This window comes from Paenibacillus sp. Y930 (assembly GCF_056786375.1).
In genome coordinates this window covers 135260-149677 of sequence record NZ_JBXCIX010000004.1, presented here as the reverse complement: position 1 = coordinate 149677, position 14418 = coordinate 135260, and the positions used below count along the sequence as shown (strand labels likewise).

Sequence of the window (14418 nt, the reverse complement as noted above, 5' to 3'; positions counted from 1 at the left end):
ATTGGACAAGGTGATGCATGAAGGCTTATAATATGAACGTAGTTAACCTTAATCCAAGGAGGAAATTCTAATATGTCTCAAGAACGTACTGGTGTTGCAGCATTTAAAGGTAGTCCCCTTACTTTAGTTGGTCCTCAATTAAACATTGGTGACCAAGCTCCAGATTTCAAACTTAACAAGTCACTTGGTGAAATTGTTTCACTTGAAGATTTTGCTGGAAAAGTAAAACTTATTAGTGTTATTCCTTCCATCGATACTGGTGTTTGCGAAGCTCAGACTCGCCGCTTTAACGAAGAAGCAGCTAAGCTAGGCGACAATGTTGCTATTCTAACTGTAAGTGCAGATCTACCATTCGCACAAGCACGCTGGTGTGGTGCTGAAGGCATTAATGATGTCATCCTATTATCCGATTACAGAGATAACAATTTCGGTCTTGCTTACGGTGTATTCATTAAGGAATTCGCTATCGATATGCGCTCTATTTTTGTTGTTGATCAAAATAATGTTATTCAATATGTTGAATATTTAAGTGAAATGACGAACCACCCAGATTATGAAGCTGCCCTAGCTGCTGCTAAGCAACTTACTTAATTGGTCTTTGCTCAAAACAAAGCGAGTGAAGGTAATCACCTTCCTCGCTTTTTCATTAGTTGTTATGCAATTTATAAGCAGCTAGCTTTTTGTCTAACACTCGGTATATATCCATAATTACTCGATAATTAGAACCTAAATCCCCTAATGAGCCACGAGATGCCGAATAGATATCAACTGCAGAACGTAATGGATCTACACCAATTACAGAAACAGTAATATCCATCGTTCTTCCAAACACTGTACGTTTCTCAAGAACAATTTCCCCTACAGATTGAACCTCGTGTAATAGACGGTATCCTTGCATTTTTTTCAAAATGGAAACCACTTCATCCCAAGCTTTATCTTTAGAAAGCTTATATAGATGTGATTTCAGTGCTGGATCTTTAACTCTATCACCCGTTCCTTCAAAGCTACGAATGATTCCGATTAAGGTACGCTTTAACAACTAAGATCTCCCCCTCTTATCTCTACGCTTTCATCCATAATAACATGTTTCCACCTATGAAAAAAGAGCTTTCACTGGTAGTCACCAGTTAATCGCTCTCGATCTACAAATAAATACCCGCAATGCCGTTAAGCCCAAATGTTTCTGAACCCGCTCTAAGCAGGTGGGTGCCCTCATTTATACATTTGAGATCCCATGTGCAGGGCATGTCAGCAGTACAAAAATTCGAGCTCCCTCGAAACAGCCAATGGTTCAAAACAACGAAGAGCCTTTACGAACACCGCAGGATCTATTGTAATTATAGACCGAATTAACAAAAAAGTAAACGAAGAATAGCTTGTAATTATTTGGAATCCTTAAAATCTGTTTTCACTAAATCTTCACGATCTAGCTCTGCAGTAATTTCAGGCTCCTCTTCTTCACTCTTCTTCATATCATCTAGCTGTTGTTGTAACTTATTGTAGATGAAATTGAAGTTCCAATATGCGATCGTCGCAATAATACTACCTGTGAAAAATATTAATAACCACGTAAATTGAGTGAAGCTGACATATAGTACCACTCCACACATCACAGCTGTTGATAAAGAACGGAAAGGCTTACCGATCGTAATCAAAATTGCATTTTTAATTAATTGAAAAGTCTTCATATGGTAATGAACCAACATAGAGAAGAAATTCAACAATGAAATAACGACTAAAACAACAAGACCAATGAAAATACTAGAAACAATTTTCCCACCATCACTACTAAAGAAGAAGTAATAATCTATTACTAGCACGACAATTAAAATAGAATAAATAATTCCAGTCAACATACTTTGCTTAAAATTTTCTTTGTATCCTCGGAAGAAAGTTTTAAACAATGGTACATCCCCATCACCTGTTACCCATTTACGAGCAACGGCAAACATCGCAGCTGTAGCTGGGAAAAATGTGAACGGTGCTAATATCGCCAACAATATTGAAGTTTGTTGTACAAAACTAAGCAGCTGATCTTCAGGTACGCCGCCATTTAACATGGATAGTAAGCTCATCGCCAAAAATATAAAGAATGGAGAACCACATAATATCCACAGTAAGTTAATACAGGATAGTCTCATAATCCATTCAGATGCACGATATAAGCCACCCATTATGCCTCTAGGTTCCATTGAATACGCCTCCAATTTCAATAGCGAAGAAAGTTTTGGTTATTACGCCCAAAATCATAACTATGGGTATCCGTCTAATCCATTTTGAAATTACAACATAGTATATGGTATGTTCCCCAACAAGAAAACTTAAAGGAGGTTGCTAATATGGGCAACGCATCATACGGAAACTGTGGTAATAATAATAATTCATTTGCATGGATTTTAGTATTATTCATTCTTCTTGTTATCATCTCTTGCACACTTAGCTGTTAAATTAATTAATTACTAAATAATATGTAGAAAAAGTCCGTGATGCCCGCTAGGCAGCACGGACTTTTCCGATTTTACTCATTACTAGTTGTTGTGTTTGGACGAGGACGACGGTTTTCTGAAGGACGACGGTTTTCTGAACGACCTTCACTGCTGCTACTGCTAGTACGTTTACCGTAGCCACCGCGCGCGCCATCTTTAGAACCTTCGCTACTATTACCTTTATAGCCGCCACCTGGACGACGGTCTCTTGAACCGCTGTTACCACCACGGTAACCGCCACCTGAACCACCTGATCCACTACCAGAACGATTGAACGGACGACCACTTGAACGAACATCAGGTCTACGTTTTTTCGCACGAAGCGGTTCTTCAGGAGTTAATTCAACATTAATTTCTTTCTTATCCCCAGTAAGCAATTTCATTGCTGCAGCAAGTAATTGCACAGAATCATATTGCTCAAGTAATTGGATAGAAAGACCTTTGTATTCTGCAACATCATCATTATCGACTAATTCGATTACACGTTCAGCAGTAATACGTTGCTTACCTTCAATTGCCTCACTTAAGCTTGGCAAAGGTTTTTTAACCATTTTTTGACGAGTAACCTTTTCAATAAAGTGTAAATGATCCACTTCGCGAGGTGTTACGAATGACCAAGCTTTACCTTCTTTACCTGCACGACCAGTACGACCGATACGATGTACATAACTTTCAGGATCTTGTGGAAGGTCAAAGTTGATAACATGTGTTACGCCTGAAACGTCTAGTCCACGTGCTGCTACGTCAGTAGCAACTAGAACATCAATGCTTCCGTCACGGAATTTACGCATTACTGCGTCACGTTGATTTTGTGATAGATCACCATGAAGGCCATCTGCACTGTATCCACGTTTTTGCAATGCTTCACTAAGTTCATCTACACGACGTTTCGTACGACCGAATAGAATAGCAAGATCTGGAGACTCCATATCAAGCAAGCGGCTTAGCGCTTCAAATTTTTGGCGTTCATGAACTTCGATGTACGATTGTTCAATCGACGGTGCAGTTACTTGTGTGGGAATAACAGACACATGTTCAGGCTCACGTAAAAATTGTTGTGCAAGACGTTGAATGTTCGAAGGCATTGTAGCTGAGAACAACATTGTTTGGTGATCTGCTGGAACTTGCTTAAGGATGTTTTGAATATCCTCCATAAAGCCCATATCCAACATTTCATCCGCTTCATCAAGTACAACAGTTCGAACATCATCCAAACGAATTGTTTTGCGGTTAATATGGTCAAGTAGACGACCAGGTGTACCAATAATGATTTGAGGGTTCTTTTTCAAAGCGCGAATTTGACGGCCAATTTCTTGTCCACCATAAATCGGCAATGAACGAAGTCCTTTGTATTTCGTAAGCTTTCCGATTTCTTCTGAAACTTGTATTGCAAGCTCACGTGTAGGGGTCATAATAAGCGCGACAATGCGCACTTCGCTAACCGGAATTTTGTTAATAAGCGGAATCCCGAATGCCGCTGTCTTTCCCGTTCCTGTTTGAGCTTGGCCAATCAAGTCTTTACCAGTTAATCCAATCGGAATCGCTTTATCCTGTATAGGTGTTGACTCTTCAAATCCAAGCTCTGTAATTGCTTGTAACACTTTAGGTTCCAAGCCAAATTCAGCAAATGTTTTCAAACTTTTCTCATACTCCTTCTATTTTAAAGCCTCTAAAAAAAACGTCTTTACTATTATAGCACAGATTACTACATGAATACTAGTTGCGGTTTGTTACCTATACTATAATATAACTAATATAACATAACGAAATGAGCGAGTGCCAATGACTGTAGTTAATTTCAACAAAAAACAATTTTTATTGCGTCTCATCATCTTCACGCTAAGTTCAGCTTGCCTTTCTTTCGGCTTTAATATGCTGCTCATTCCAAGCCAACTGCTTAGCGGAGGTGTTTCGGGTGTTGCCATGCTCATCGGATATATTAGCAATAGCAACATCGGCTGGCTGTACTTAGCACTTAATTTACCAATACTAATATGGGGCTGGTTCTCATTAGGCAAAAAATTTGTCGTGTGGAGTATTTACTCTGTTATAACTTCAACGATATTTATGCAAATTATACCGGTATACGCTTTGGCAGATGACATTTTACTTGCATCCGTGTTTGGAGGTATTGTCGTCGGCTTTGCAAGTGGACTCACTCTCAGAAGCGGTGGCTCTACAGGTGGATTCGATATTATCGCTTCCATCATTACGCAAAAGAAAGATATGCCTATAGGTGTTATACTTTCTGGACTAAATGCACTGGTCATCGCTATGCATATACTCTTCACGCACAATTGGGAGCTTGCGCTATATTCTCTTGTAGCAATTTTCTGTGTTGGTAAGCTTATCGATGGTATTCATATTAAGCATCTAAAGGTTACCGTATTTATTATTACAACTCGTACTGAAGAAATGCTGCAAATTTTATTATCACACCCGAGAGGAATAACAATTATTAAAACGAGAGGTGCATATACATCTAGTGATCGCGATATGCTGATGACCGTTAGAACTAGATACGAGCTTGCTGAACTGAAGAAGAATATTCATTCCGTTGATAAGCAAGCATTTGTCACCATTGTCGAGACGGTAGGCGTGCTTGGGGAGTTTCAAAAGATGAAGGAAAGATAGCACAATTTACCGCCTATATTTTGAACTTTCTGTATTTTATCGTCAGCGTTATGATATACTAAAGACGTTTCCGGTGTATGTTCAAAAAGCAGGATTTTTGAACTTCCGCTTCTAATCAATTGTTTCGAGATGTAGTTTTCTTTCGCGAGTAACACTTTAACGATTGGGGTGTTGTTGAATGGATATCGAAACTGTTACACTTGCAACAATTGTAGAACGTCTAGCACCTGAATTAGTTAACTTCTTGACCAACCAGGAACTGGATACGAAAATTGTATTACGTGATGGCATCGAGCTGCTTGATACTGAAGATGCAATGGAAATTGTACAATTTAGTATTTGCCGAGGTCAAACGAGTACTATTTTGCATTAACTGGAATGAACTTCGCTTATTGCTTGAATAATAAAGAAATCCTATGCCTGAAGTGCGGCATAGGATTTTTCGTTTTTCATAGAAAAATTATTGAGACAATCGAAGTGCTAAGTCATACATTTCCATATCGAATGGGCGTTTCGTTGCTGTAACTAGATCAATATCATTAATAACAAGTTCGCCATTAACAACGCCACAGCCTTTACCTGAAACACCTTCCATAAGCTGTCGCACTGCAAAATCACCTAGACGACTTGCAAGGATACGATCTTGTGCAGTTGGCGTACCTCCACGTTGAATATGACCAAGTACAGTTACACGTGCATCAATACCACTAATTTCAGTAATTTTTTGCGCAACATCTTCGCCTTTTCCAGCGCCTTCAGCAACGATAATAATACTATGTCGTTTACCTTTTTCAAAATTTGCCTTCATACGTTCAGCTACTACCGTAAGATCATATGGAACTTCCGGCACAATAATTGTTTCTGCACCACTTGCAAGTCCTGCGTGAAGTGCGATATCACCGCAATGACGTCCCATTACTTCCACAACAGAAGTACGCTCATGAGAAGACATTGTGTCACGGATTTTATTAATCGCATCAACAACTACACTAACCGCAGTGTCAAAACCAATTGTGAAATCTGTGTATGGAATATCATTATCGATTGTACCTGGGATACCCATCGTTTTAATTCCTAATTTACTTAATTTATTTGCTCCGTGGTAAGAACCATCTCCGCCAATAACAATTAGACCATCGATTCCTCTTGCTTTCAAAATCTCCGCACCGCGTTGTTGACCTTCAGCCGTTGTAAATTCTTTACATCTAGCTGTTTGCAGGATCGTACCTCCGCGTTGAATAATATCACCAACACTACGAAGATCCATTGGACGCAAATCATCGTTCAATAACCCTTGATAACCACGTTGTACTCCAAATACTTCAATACCATGGAAAATAGCACTACGAACGACAGCACGTACGGCTGCGTTCATCCCTTGTGAATCTCCACCACTAGTTAACACTGCAATTTTTTTGACTGATGACATAAATCTTCCTCCAATTTCCTTAAGGTAAATGTTCAAAAAGCCCGCTTTTTGAACTTCCTCTTTTGTATATTAAGCCTGTTGCTTACGTATCCACACACTATTCACAAAAAAGAATAATCGAGTTAATGGGCTATTCTTCATAAGTTGCTTCGATACTTTACGAACATCAGATTGTTGCTGCACTTTCGGATCTGACAAATATAAAGCAAGTAAGCCTTCTATAATTAAGCGGTGAAAGCCCGATGCAGGAAGCTGTTGTACATCCTTCCTAGCTCGATTCACTATCGTAGCGATACGGTCAACAAGTGTAGCTTCACTTTCATAGTAATTACAAAAATTCAGATCTCCGCCTACCTTATCTTCTTCTTGATCGATAAGATAATCAAGTAGAATATGTAATGCACACACATGTGGAAAATAGATATTTTTGATTCTTATACCATCTTCCTCGGTAATTCCCTCTTCTGTAGCAGTCAGAAAAAGCATGAACATAGCTAAAGTAGATCCCGATGCTGCCGCAAACTCATTCCACTGCAAATGTGGATACTCAAACTTATGTTCTTCCCACCAACCTAGCAATTTCTCCTCACGGAGATCTTTAGCAATATGCTTGTACACTTGCAAGTCACCATACAATGATACCAAATGAATAACATGAAATTGCACAGCACTATAGGAAGGTAACAACTTAATTTGTTGTTGGCATTGTGAAACGAGATGATGCAAGTATCCACCATCTTCCTTTTCCTCACGATATGCATAATAGTCCTTCAATGTAGCACCTGGCGTTACAGCATCTAACATCGATTGATGTAGCATTCTGAAATCTTCAGCGTCTAGTGATGTACTTCTATCACACAAATTGTCCAAATAATCACTAATCGTTTGCAGCGCTACAATTAGCGGAATTAAAACTGTACGATATTGCAAATTAGCTGCGGCGTATACGCCACCGCCCTGACAATGAAATTTCTTATCTTGAATACTATTAAGGGCTTGCATTCTAAGTTCCGGATCAGGTATTAATTTTGCACGGTTTTTAAGCTTCTCTAGCTCTTGTGCCACATCTGGGAGTACATATTTGTACACACGATGCATTAATCTAATGGCACCATTAGGTGCCTTTCTTCGACTTTTAGTGATAAGAATCCCAATGCACCTCCTTGATCAATTAGATCAGCACATGCAGATGAAAAGTGCAAACTTCTATAAGAGATCATCTACATGTAATGTAACATATAATTACTGCAATAATCTAGCCATCATCCTACACAATTTCTGTTATACTTAATTTACAATTGCTTAATTATAATCATATTGGAGTGAACACGAGCATGCAAGACTCAGTTAGTCACCCCAGTCACAACGCGAAGCGTGAGACTCTAGCTCTAAGAAGTTACAGCTTTATATCTTATTCTACACAAGCTTTAGTCGTTAGCTTTTTACCGTTATTTTTTCTTGATAAAGGCTATAATGCCAGTCAAATTGGGTTTCTCTACTCTATAGGACCGATGATCTCTATCTTTGCAAATATGTTCACCGGCTTCATTAGCGACAAAAATCAAACGATTGTGAAATTAGTTCGTACATTATTTATTTTCCAATTTATTGCCATTGGATTATTACATCAGGTTGATTCTTTTTCCATTACTTGTTTCATTATGACCTTATTCTATTTTTGCCAAACTCCCATTAATCCCTTGAATGATAGTTTAATATTACTTTCCAGTAAGTATACGGGTACACCCTATGCTTTAGTTCGCATATTTGGTTCATTGGGCTTTGCTTTAAGTGCCTATAGCTTCGGTCTAATCCTGAAAGCAGTTGGGACTGGCCAGACGTTGAATTTGCTGCTCATCACGATTGCCGCCTCAATAATTGGTACCCTATTTATTAAAGATTATTATGGCAGCTCGAAGAAATTCGATTTTTCTGGACTAGTTACGATAATAAAACAACCTAAAGTAGTATACTTTTTCATTTTACTCTTTTTCATCTCGACAGCACACCGTATGTATGAAGGATTTCTTGCTGTAACCCTTCGTCAGATTGGAGCTTCTGATTCATTCATTGGACTAGCATGGTTAATCTCAGCAATGAGCGAAATCCCCGTCCTCTTTCTATTAGGTAAATACGGAGATAAGTTCAAGGAGATACCATTATTAATTTTTGCGTCCATGATGTATGCGCTGCGGATGTTTCTGCTTTCATCGATTAACGAGCCACAATGGGTCGTTGTTACTCAGCTAATGCATAGCATTACCTTTGGTATTTACTTCACAACGGCGCTGCGCTACATGTCTCGGCTACTTCCTGACCAATTTCGTGCCTCAGGCCAAGCGATATTCACCATTGTATGGATGGGTATAGCAGGTAGTATGAGTGGGCTAGTAGGCGGACAAATCTATGCCAGCTTTGGTCATCAACTTTTCTATCAAATCGCCACCGCGTTTGCTGTTGTAGGGGCAATCGGATTCTTCCTCTACAATGTCAAATACGCAGAAAGTTAGCTGAAAAAGAGGGCTGCTACCATCAATAACTGATGGCAGTAGCCCTCTTTACTTAACTTCACTCGATTTTCGATCTATTATAACTTAATAACATTCGCTGCTTGTGCACCGCGATTGCCCTCAGTAACATCAAATTCAACCGATTGTCCTTCATCTAAAGACTTAAAGCCTTCGTCTTGAATCGCTGAGAAGTGAACAAATACATCTTCACCATTTTCAGCTTGAATGAAACCATAACCTTTTTCTGCATTAAACCATTTTACTGTACCTTTCAAAATAAACAACCTCCTAAAATTGACCACTGCAATTACAGTGAATACGGTCATTATACGATTAATCCATAATGATTGCAATTTTTACAATTTATGAATATTTTCTATTATATTGGTGATGATATAAAGTTATGCCTACGAATTACTAGTAAATTCACTGTCTTTTGTTGATTGTCACCTCAATAATAGCTATGATATTAATATTAACGCATTTAGTGAGGAAGAGAGATCATTATGTTCAAAAAACATGTAATTTACAAAAGCGATAAATACAATATGCTCACAGTCGAAGTCCAAGGAAAAACTCTTGTAATTCGTGAAATATCCGATCAGTGGGGTGAACAAGGATATCAATTCATTAGTCGTCCTGAAATGCTTCATTGGGCTGAAAATCGCTTCCGTGCCGAAGACTTTATAGGTCGCGAAGATGAGCGACAAGCAATTCTCGATAACTTCCGTAATGTCTAATGGTATCGTAATTCATTCTCATGCTTGATGACGGAGGTGAATAGTCATATGGATATGGATCCATCGATTAGTCTTATTTTCATTATTGTTGCCCTTGCCTTGGGTCTAGTCTTAGTAATGAATAAAAATACCATTCCAGCTCGAATAAAGAAGTGGTTAGCTTTGTTTGCAATCGTAATGGTTGGATTTGCATTTTTCATTATTGTATATTCTTTATTCAATCTAGGCACATAATCTAAGTGAAGACCACAAAATATGATTGTTCAACGCTAGAATATTGAATAGTCTTCAACTTGCGCATAGTTTTGTTCATTTCGGAAATAGTATATGGGTATATATGCTATCTGAGGTGAACCTATGAATAAGTTAACATTTACCAAATTAGTTTGTTGCATTACGCTGGTAGCATTGCTCCAATCGACGACATTGCAAGCTTCCAGCGATGTGTACATAAGTCAATCCAAAAAGGATCTAAGGAGGAATAGTATGAGTACTGTACCTAAACGTGAAGAGGTTGCACCCGAATTCCAGTGGACGCTTGAACATATCTTTGAAAGCGAGAAAGCATGGGATCAAGAATACGAACAAGTAAAAGCATTAATCCCACAATTCGCTGCCTTCCAAGGTAAGCTATCTTCCGCTGCAGAAATTAATAATTGCTTCGAGCTAGAAGATACTTTGTCCATCTCACTTGAGCGCTTATATGTATACGCTAATATGCGTTTGCATCAAAACATGGCGAATACAAAGTATCAAGCTTTATCTGAAAAAGCTCGTAAAATTAACGTTGTAGCGAGTGAAGCATTATCTTTCGTCACTCCTGAAATCCTTGCATTATCTAACGAAGAACTAGATGCATTAATTAATAATGAACAGCTGAAGAAATATCGTCATTCGCTTGAAGAAATGAAGCGTTCAAAGGCTCATATTCTATCACAAGCTGAAGAAGCATTACTAGCTCAAGTCGGAAGTATTAGCTCTTCGCCAAACAATATTTTCAGTATGTTGAATAATGCCGATATGAAGTTCCCTAAAGTGAAAAATGAACAAGGTGCTGAAGTTGAACTAACGCATGGTACTTACATTCAATTTCTTGAAAGTAAAGACCGTGATGTTCGCCGTGAAGCATTTAAAGCGGTATATGCGACTTACAGCACATTGAAAAACACACTTGGTGCAACATTTAGCGCCAATGTTAACAAAAATCTATTTTATGCAAAAGCAAGAAAATACGATTCTGTGCTAGATATGTACCTGTATGGTGATAATGTTCCTACTACTGTATATACAAATCTAATCGACACAATTCATGAAAGTTTACCATTAATGTACCGTTATATGGAGCTTCGCAAAAAACTGCTTGGTGTAGACGAGTTACATATGTATGATCTATTCGCTCCATTAGTCGATGAGTTCGATATGAAAATTACATATGACCAAGCCAAAGAGATTGTCGAGGAAAGCTTACACCCGCTTGGCGAGCAATACTTAACTGTATTGAAAGAAGGATTAAATAGCGGTTGGATTGATGTATATGAGAACGAAGGCAAGCGTAGTGGCGCTTATAGCTGGGGTGCTTACGGTACACATCCATATGTACTATTGAATCACAATGATAATTTGAATAGTATGTTCACGTTGACGCATGAGATGGGTCATGCCCTTCACTCTTACCATTCAGATGAAGCACAAAATTATCGTGATGCGCAATATCCGATCTTCCTAGCAGAAGTTGCTTCGACATTGAATGAAGCACTACTTATGGATTACTTGCTGAAGAAATCAACGGATCCCAAAGAGAAGTTGTATCTGCTTACGTACTATGCTGATCAATTCCGCACAACAGTATTCCGTCAAACGATGTTTGCTGAGTTCGAGAAAATTGTTCATGAGCGTACAGAACAAGGCGAATCATTAACACCTGAAGATTTAAGCAGCATCTACTACGACTTAAACGTCTTGTACTATGGTAAAGGTGTTAAAGTTGATGAAGATATTGCGATGGAATGGGCACGAATTCCGCATTTCTACACAAGCTTCTATGTCTATAAATACGCAACGGGATTCTCTGCTGCAACAAGCTTCTCCAAACAAATTCTTGACGAGGGCGAACCAGCGGTTGAACGCTATCTTGGCTTCCTAAAGAGTGGCGGCAGTGACTATCCGATCGAGATTTTGAAACGCGCTGGTGTAGATATGTCTTCTCCAGAACCAATTCAACAGGCGATGAGCGTGTTCGAAGATCTTATTACGCAAATGGAAGAGCTAGTTAAATAAACTCTGCATTATAAAAAGGCTTCCACCTTATGTTTCGCAACTCGCGAGAACATAAGGCGGAAGCCTTTTGTTGTATAATTAGTACCTATCAATTAGCATTCATTAATATCGCTGTGATGATTGTTTCTGTGCTGTTATTAAAGCATGATTAACAATAACAATAAAGCTACTGTTCCACCTATTACACTTGATATACCATTGACCCGATCATTGTTCATCCAAGCTAGCCCGCGCGAATATCGTGTCTCAGTACCACAATGAGTTTTACGCTCAACTACTTTGTTACATATTTCACAGCGATACATCACTTGCAGCCTAGCACCCATTATTGAATCAAGCATTGCCCCTGTGAAGCCAGCTATTGCCCCAGCTACGATATAACGGTAATCAAGCTGTATGTAGAGACTACTAACTATTCCGATCAATGACGCTCCTGCTAATGACGCTAAGCTCCCTAGCCAACTTATACCACCGCTTGTACCTGCTCGTACTCGCTTCCAAGTAATAACGGAAATCGGCTCACTTTTGCTTAGTGCGCCAATCTCCGTTGCCCATGTATCTGCCGTTACGCTAGCCATAACGCCAATATAAGCATACAACCAGCCTTCATGTGGTATAATCGCATGACCAATACATAGTAGCAAACCTATTCCACCATTGGCCCATACTTGACCTGCGTCACGTCTACCACTTTTCTCATAGCTAGCCTCGGCTTCCCGCTTCTTAGCTACAGAACGCTTCCACTTAGACCATACTGTTGAGCTTAAGAAAAATACGATTAATAACGAGAACCAGATTGGCTCTCCAAATAATACAAAACCCGTTCCCATTACAATTGCCGACAACATACCTGATAAAGATAATGATTGCTTTCGATATGCAGTATAGCCCACTAGTCCACTGCCTAATAAACCTAGAACGATTCTTATCCACCATTCTGAAACGATTGATACCACGAATTTATCCTCACTTTACTGAAAGTTTGCCACGTTTATCAATAGTAACACCACCGAAAGATACATCCTGTAAAAATTGGAGTATTTCTTCAGCTTCTTCATCCTCTACTGGTGTAGGCTGTGCATTGACAATTTTCATCGGATAAAACGTCATCTCACATTCCGCATTAATATTGCATGTCGCATTTAATACTCCTGTTTCCGCTTGTTTTCCCTTCGGATGTGAAGCAAATACAAAATTACCCAATGAGTACGCTATCCATTTTCCATTATATTGCTCAAAGCCTTGCAATACATGTGGATGGCTTCCGACAATAATGTCGACTCCAGCATCTATCAGTTGTCGTGCCATTTGCAAATGCACTTCAGTAGGCTTACTTTTCCGCTCTTCCCCCCAATGAATCATTAGTATTGTCACATCAGCTAATTTCTCTGTTTCTTCAATAGCCTGTATTGCCCGAGTTAAGTCATATGCTTCAGCAACACCTGCAGTATACTTATTCGCTTTCCACGTTGTAACAGGCAAGACATGACTAATACTAAGATAAGCTACTTTAATCCCATTAACTTCTTCAATAACAGGTGTATAAGCTTCCGTATCATTGTTACCTGCACCTGTATGCTTAATTCCGTACTCATCCAAATGAGTAATCGTATCAAGCATACCTTCAACGCCTTGATCTAACGTATGGTTATTAGCTAATGAAACGACATCTATCCCCGCATCAACTAGTCCCTGAAGCCCTTCTGGCGCTCCTTTAAATACATGTGTCTTATCCTGAGGTATGCCTCGTGTTGTAATCGGCATTTCTAGATTTCCCGAAGTAATATCAGCTGAGCTTAGATGTAATAATGCTTTCTGAAAAGGATAGCTATATCCTTCTTGCTGTAGCCAACCATTAATATATTCCCCTTGTAAAATATCTCCGACAAAGGCTAGATTGACCGTGCTAGAAGCTATTTCTATCGGTGTCAGCTCTTCTTGATCAATCATTGGTGTAGCTTCGATTGGTGTGTTGTTGATGACTGGACCATCCTCAATTACAATCGTACCCTCATCATTAGCTTCATTCCCATCTGCTAGCGAATCATTTGGCTTGACTTCCTCGTTAATCGTTACAGCATTGTCGGCAGCACTATCCTTTGTCGCTTCTTTGAACATCGACAATTTACTAACTTGCTCTTTTGCAGTAGACCAAAGCTGATCTCCACGATAAAATACGGCAACGACAATAATTATAATGGCTAGTATCGTCGTATTCAGAAGCCATAATCGACGCCTTTTTCTTTTATTTCCTGTTCGGCGTTGTTGCTCGTGCTGCTTCGTTTCCATTCTCGATAAAGACATAAGAGAACTCCTTTACCTATGTAATAGATTCATATATT

At 39.1% G+C, this 14418-nt stretch carries 16 protein-coding genes and 1 other RNA gene; 8 read left to right on the top strand and 9 right to left on the bottom strand.

The annotated features are described in order from the left end of the window. Positions 1-72: 72 nt before the first annotated feature. The gene (gene tpx, locus AC1TO5_RS13005; protein WP_482063249.1) at positions 73-591 is read left to right on the top strand and encodes a thiol peroxidase; all 519 of its coding nucleotides are present in this window, start codon (positions 73-75) and stop codon (positions 589-591) included. A gap of 55 nt (positions 592-646) precedes the next feature. Here the strand turns inward: tpx and AC1TO5_RS13000 are convergent, their stop codons facing one another. The 3 genes from AC1TO5_RS13000 to AC1TO5_RS12990 all read right to left on the bottom strand — a co-directional run bounded on the left by AC1TO5_RS13000 (position 647) and on the right by AC1TO5_RS12990 (position 2192). Further along, positions 647-1039 (bottom strand): DUF1499 domain-containing protein, encoded by a 393-nt coding sequence (locus AC1TO5_RS13000; RefSeq protein WP_482063248.1) that lies wholly within the window; start codon positions 1037-1039, stop codon positions 647-649. Positions 1040-1149: 110 nt separating this feature from the next. After that, positions 1150-1331, bottom strand: a non-coding RNA gene (gene ssrS, locus AC1TO5_RS12995) — 6S RNA. A 51-nt stretch (positions 1332-1382) separates the two neighbouring features. Beyond that, positions 1383-2192 carry a YesL family protein gene (locus AC1TO5_RS12990; RefSeq protein ID WP_482063247.1) on the bottom strand — a complete coding sequence of 270 codons (810 nt, stop codon included), beginning with the start codon at positions 2190-2192 and terminating at the stop codon, positions 1383-1385. Positions 2193-2339: 147 nt separating this feature from the next. Here AC1TO5_RS12990 and AC1TO5_RS12985 point away from each other — a divergent pair, with 147 nt between their 5' ends. After that, positions 2340-2447, top strand: coding sequence for a YjcZ family sporulation protein (locus AC1TO5_RS12985; RefSeq protein ID WP_482063246.1), 108 nt, complete (start codon positions 2340-2342; stop codon positions 2445-2447). Positions 2448-2518: 71 nt separating this feature from the next. On the opposite strand, the gene cshA is transcribed toward AC1TO5_RS12985, so the two are convergent. After that, positions 2519-4123, bottom strand: coding sequence for a degradosome RNA helicase CshA (gene cshA / locus AC1TO5_RS12980; protein WP_482063245.1), 1605 nt, complete (start codon positions 4121-4123; stop codon positions 2519-2521). A gap of 145 nt (positions 4124-4268) precedes the next feature. Here cshA and AC1TO5_RS12975 point away from each other — a divergent pair, with 145 nt between their 5' ends. Both AC1TO5_RS12975 and AC1TO5_RS12970 read left to right on the top strand, forming a co-directional pair. Continuing rightward, complete coding sequence (locus AC1TO5_RS12975) at positions 4269-5120, top strand: YitT family protein (RefSeq protein ID WP_482063244.1); 852 nt, start codon at positions 4269-4271, stop codon at positions 5118-5120. Positions 5121-5298: 178 nt separating this feature from the next. Further along, entirely contained in the window at positions 5299-5493 is a 195-nt protein-coding gene (locus tag AC1TO5_RS12970) for a hypothetical protein (RefSeq protein WP_482063243.1), read from the top strand. An 87-nt stretch (positions 5494-5580) separates the two neighbouring features. On the opposite strand, the gene pfkA is transcribed toward AC1TO5_RS12970, so the two are convergent. Together pfkA and AC1TO5_RS12960 are read right to left on the bottom strand one after the other, a co-directional pair. Continuing rightward, entirely contained in the window at positions 5581-6549 is a 969-nt protein-coding gene (gene pfkA, locus AC1TO5_RS12965; protein WP_482063242.1) for a 6-phosphofructokinase, read from the bottom strand. Between the two features lie 69 nt (positions 6550-6618). Beyond that, on the bottom strand, positions 6619-7647 hold the full coding sequence (locus AC1TO5_RS12960; protein WP_482063241.1) for a tetraprenyl-beta-curcumene synthase family protein: 1029 nt from the start codon (positions 7645-7647) through the stop codon (positions 6619-6621). 236 nt (positions 7648-7883) lie between these two features. On the opposite strand from AC1TO5_RS12960, the gene AC1TO5_RS12955 reads away from it, so the two are divergent. After that, positions 7884-9059, top strand: coding sequence for an MFS transporter (locus tag AC1TO5_RS12955; protein ID WP_482063240.1), 1176 nt, complete (start codon positions 7884-7886; stop codon positions 9057-9059). A gap of 77 nt (positions 9060-9136) precedes the next feature. Here the strand turns inward: AC1TO5_RS12955 and AC1TO5_RS12950 are convergent, their stop codons facing one another. Next, positions 9137-9334: a cold shock domain-containing protein gene (locus AC1TO5_RS12950; RefSeq protein ID WP_482063239.1), complete on the bottom strand. Its 198-nt coding sequence runs from the start codon at positions 9332-9334 to the stop codon at positions 9137-9139. Between the two features lie 231 nt (positions 9335-9565). Between AC1TO5_RS12950 and AC1TO5_RS12945 the strand changes: the two genes are divergently transcribed. The 3 genes from AC1TO5_RS12945 to pepF all read left to right on the top strand — a co-directional run bounded on the left by AC1TO5_RS12945 (position 9566) and on the right by pepF (position 12076). Next, complete coding sequence (locus AC1TO5_RS12945; RefSeq protein ID WP_482063238.1) at positions 9566-9799, top strand: hypothetical protein; 234 nt, start codon at positions 9566-9568, stop codon at positions 9797-9799. Positions 9800-9847: 48 nt separating this feature from the next. Then, positions 9848-10033 carry a hypothetical protein gene (locus AC1TO5_RS12940; RefSeq protein ID WP_482063237.1) on the top strand — a complete coding sequence of 62 codons (186 nt, stop codon included), beginning with the start codon at positions 9848-9850 and terminating at the stop codon, positions 10031-10033. 252 nt (positions 10034-10285) lie between these two features. Beyond that, positions 10286-12076, top strand: a complete 1791-nt coding sequence (gene pepF / locus AC1TO5_RS12935; RefSeq protein ID WP_482063236.1) for an oligoendopeptidase F — start codon at positions 10286-10288, stop codon at positions 12074-12076. A 137-nt stretch (positions 12077-12213) separates the two neighbouring features. Here pepF and AC1TO5_RS12930 read toward each other — a convergent pair whose 3' ends face one another. Continuing rightward, the gene (locus tag AC1TO5_RS12930) at positions 12214-13032 is read right to left on the bottom strand and encodes a DUF92 domain-containing protein (protein ID WP_482063235.1); all 819 of its coding nucleotides are present in this window, start codon (positions 13030-13032) and stop codon (positions 12214-12216) included. A gap of 10 nt (positions 13033-13042) precedes the next feature. Further along, the gene (locus tag AC1TO5_RS12925) at positions 13043-14380 is read right to left on the bottom strand and encodes a CapA family protein (protein WP_482063234.1); all 1338 of its coding nucleotides are present in this window, start codon (positions 14378-14380) and stop codon (positions 13043-13045) included. Between the last annotated feature and the right edge of the window lie 38 nt (positions 14381-14418).

What these genes read in the sequence shown, in the direction of transcription:
- AC1TO5_RS12945 (WP_482063238.1), top strand. Translation starts at nt 9,566, where the DNA reads ATGTTCAAAAAACATGTAATTTACAAAAGCGATAAATACAATATGCTC.
- AC1TO5_RS12960 (WP_482063241.1), bottom strand. Translation starts at nt 7,647, where the DNA reads ATGCATCGTGTGTACAAATATGTACTCCCAGATGTGGCACAAGAGCTA.
- pepF (WP_482063236.1), top strand. Translation starts at nt 10,286, where the DNA reads ATGAGTACTGTACCTAAACGTGAAGAGGTTGCACCCGAATTCCAGTGG.
- AC1TO5_RS12940 (WP_482063237.1), top strand. Translation starts at nt 9,848, where the DNA reads ATGGATATGGATCCATCGATTAGTCTTATTTTCATTATTGTTGCCCTT.
- AC1TO5_RS12990 (WP_482063247.1), bottom strand. Translation starts at nt 2,192, where the DNA reads ATGGAACCTAGAGGCATAATGGGTGGCTTATATCGTGCATCTGAATGG.
- AC1TO5_RS12975 (WP_482063244.1), top strand. Translation starts at nt 4,269, where the DNA reads ATGACTGTAGTTAATTTCAACAAAAAACAATTTTTATTGCGTCTCATC.
- AC1TO5_RS12985 (WP_482063246.1), top strand. Translation starts at nt 2,340, where the DNA reads ATGGGCAACGCATCATACGGAAACTGTGGTAATAATAATAATTCATTT.
- AC1TO5_RS12970 (WP_482063243.1), top strand. Translation starts at nt 5,299, where the DNA reads ATGGATATCGAAACTGTTACACTTGCAACAATTGTAGAACGTCTAGCA.
- AC1TO5_RS12955 (WP_482063240.1), top strand. Translation starts at nt 7,884, where the DNA reads ATGCAAGACTCAGTTAGTCACCCCAGTCACAACGCGAAGCGTGAGACT.
- AC1TO5_RS12925 (WP_482063234.1), bottom strand. Translation starts at nt 14,380, where the DNA reads ATGTCTTTATCGAGAATGGAAACGAAGCAGCACGAGCAACAACGCCGA.
- pfkA (WP_482063242.1), bottom strand. Translation starts at nt 6,549, where the DNA reads ATGTCATCAGTCAAAAAAATTGCAGTGTTAACTAGTGGTGGAGATTCA.
- tpx (WP_482063249.1), top strand. Translation starts at nt 73, where the DNA reads ATGTCTCAAGAACGTACTGGTGTTGCAGCATTTAAAGGTAGTCCCCTT.